This window comes from Armatimonadia bacterium, assembly GCA_039679385.1.
Taxonomy (GTDB): Bacteria; Armatimonadota; Zipacnadia; order Zipacnadales; family JABUFB01; genus JAJFTQ01.
In genome coordinates this window covers 1-2782 of the sequence record JBDKVB010000170.1, presented here as the reverse complement: position 1 = coordinate 2782, position 2782 = coordinate 1, and the positions used below count along the sequence as shown (strand labels likewise).

Below are 2782 nucleotides of genomic sequence, written 5' to 3'. Positions count from 1 at the left end.
CGGTGAGGAACTCGTGGCTGTCGAGGGGTCGCTCGGCGGTGATGACGTTGAGCGGGCTGAGGACCTCCCAGACGTTCTTGATGACCCGGTCGGTGACGCACAGGTCCTCGCCCCAGCCGCCATCGCCACGAGACCACAGCTCAGAGGCACGTCCCGGATCGGCGCCCTCGAAGCCCACGCCGTCGTCAGTGACGGTGACGGTACCCACCTTGTAGCGTGTCCCTTGACTGAGGGCGTTGGTGAAGGCAAGCCGGTCGCCGCCTGGTCCGATCATCCCGAGCATGATGTCGGCGGGGCCATTGAACTCCGCGGGCACTTCCACCGTGTAGGGGCCGTCGGCGACAATGGTCCCCGGCTTCCACTGGGAAGTCGGAACCGCCGGCTGATGATCGCCCTGGTAGGCGATGCCCTCGGGACGTGTCGTGGCCTTGTGGACGAAGTGGACGAAGACCTTGCAGTCGGCTGCCGGTGCCTCGTTGACCTGCCAACGGTAGGTGATCTCGAACTTGCGGTTGCCGAGGTCCTTCACCTGTGGCGCAAGCGGCAGGATGCCGACGCCCTTGCTAGTCGGCTGCTTCCAGTACAGATGACTGCCGAAGCTCGGGAGTTGCATCTCCGCAAAGAGGAGGTGGTCGGCGACCTTCTTCTCGCTGCCCTGGCTGATGCGGTTGCTCTGGTGGGTCATGAGCTGGGTACAGTCGCTGTAGACCAACTGGTAGAGCGGGATGACCGTCCCGGGTGCGGAGTCCGTCTGGTGGCCGAAGATGCCCTCCTGGTAGTCGGCGCAGGGCACCGCCCACTCTCGGCCCTCCTCACTGCCGAAAAGCCCCATGTGCTGCTTGGCCAGCATGCACAGCCGACTCTTCCAGGCGAGATCGTCGGCACGGGTCATGGGATGCACGGGGGAGTCGCAGGTGACCAGCCCCCAGGCGAAGACCGTATCGATGAAGTAGATGCTCGGGCTGAACAGCTCCGCGACCTTCGGCAGGTTGGTGTCGGGTCGCTGCGCGAGTTCGACTTGCTTGATCGCGCAGACCTGCCAGGCCTGGCCGCCATTCCAGTTCCCGCCCATCTTCGGCTTGCCCTGGGCATTGCAGTTCAGCCAGGATTCGTTGAAGGAAGGGGCGTCCTGGTACATGTCCTGATAGTTGTCGTGGAGGCCAAAGAGGTAGCCGCAGTCCTTGATGCGCCGGGCAGCGTCCTGAAGTCCGGCGTTGCCGCCGCACTCCGGAGCAGCCGGGAGGATGTCCGGGTGGCGAACATCGTATCCGCCGTTGATCCAGCCCGCGAGCACCACGAAGGCCCGGTCGATGCCCAGGTCGTTTCGCCAGTGCTCAGCACACTGGGCCGCCTCGTCGAAGGTGAAGCCGAGGTTGGTCCGTTCCTTGCCGTCGCTGAAGCGCGAACTCGGGACGACGCGGGAGAAGACAAAGGGCTTGAAGTCGACGGCCCCAAAGAGTCGATCGACACTGGGGAACTGCTGGCGCTTGTCGGCCCAGGTCTTGAGCCAGCCCTTCGCCTTCGCCAGGGGACGGTAGGCGTGGGCGATCTCCACGTACCCGCCCTTTCCCAGGGGATGAACCGTGCAGGAGCCCTTCGGCGCGCTGATGTCGAGGCTGATTGCCTGGGCACGCCGACCGGCGACCAGCGGCAGATCCGGCCAGGCGGTGTTCGCGGTCAGCCGGGTGTTGACGTCGTCCCAGTTCACCAGCAGCGCAGAGCCCTGCTTGACGGCCCCGCACATCGCCATCGAGAGGCTATCGTAGGTCATCCACTGCCGCGTGCCGGGGAGACCCTTCGCGGCGGGAATCTCGATCCCAAGGCGATTGGGCACGTACAGGACACCGTCCTCGGCGTCCGTCACCCAGAGGGCATCGGCAAGTGGTCGCACACGCACAACCTGCCAGTCGCTGGTCGTGGTCGAGTCGTAGCCGATCCTCAGACCGGCGGGCTCTGCGATGCGCTCGAGGGTGAAGGTGACCGTGACGCCCGAGGGCCTGCCGTCAACCTGAGGGCGCGTGACCAGCCGGAGGGCATCGGCCGTCTGCTGGACCTCGTCGAAGCGGCTGACCTGCCAGGCTACTGTTCGTCCGGCGCTGCGGATTGCGACCTCACCAAAGCGCGCACGCACCGGATCCGAGGCCCACAGGACTCCCGTGGCCTTGTCGGTGAGCGCCCAGGCCCCGCTGTTGCGGTCCAGGTCGAAGCGCCAGGTGGAAGCGTCGAGACTGGCGCGGGAGTTGCTCGGGATGCGTTCGGCAAGGGCTGCGCGACGCTTCTGCAGCTCCTCCGGGGCCAGCGCAGGCGGAGTGATGCTGTCTGCAGAGGGTGCTTTGCTGGTGATAGTGATCTTGCCGCCGTCATAGCTCTCCAGCAGGCGGTCGCCGGTTCCGCCGATGTCGTAGATGCCGACGTGGACGAAGTACTCCTGCTCAGGCTTGTCCACCGGCGCGAGGAGGACGCGGGGCCCGTCGACAACGATCTGGCCGGGCTCCCAGGCTGTGGTGTCGACCGTCGGCTCGTGGTCGGCGTTGATGACCAGGTTCTCGCAGTCTGCGGTCGGGGCCTCGAAGTGCACGAAGACCCGGTAGTCCGAGCGTGCAGCCTTCGTCCCCTCATTGCGGAACTTGAGGGTCATCGCAAAGGGGTCGCCGGGGCGCACCTGACGGGAGGTGAACTCCACACCTACCAGCTTCGGCCGGAAGTCGGGGTCAACCGACTGCGCGAGAACCGGCAGTGCACCGGCCACCGTCCAGAACGCCACCAAGAACCCTGAGAGCCT

At 65.9% G+C, this 2782-nt stretch carries 1 protein-coding gene; it reads right to left on the bottom strand.

The window, feature by feature from the left end; genetic code table 11:
• Positions 1-2749 (bottom strand): DUF5696 domain-containing protein (locus ABFE16_19710; protein ID MEN6347527.1); only part of this gene is annotated, 2749 nt, incomplete at its 3' end.
• Positions 2750-2782 lie beyond the last annotated feature (33 nt).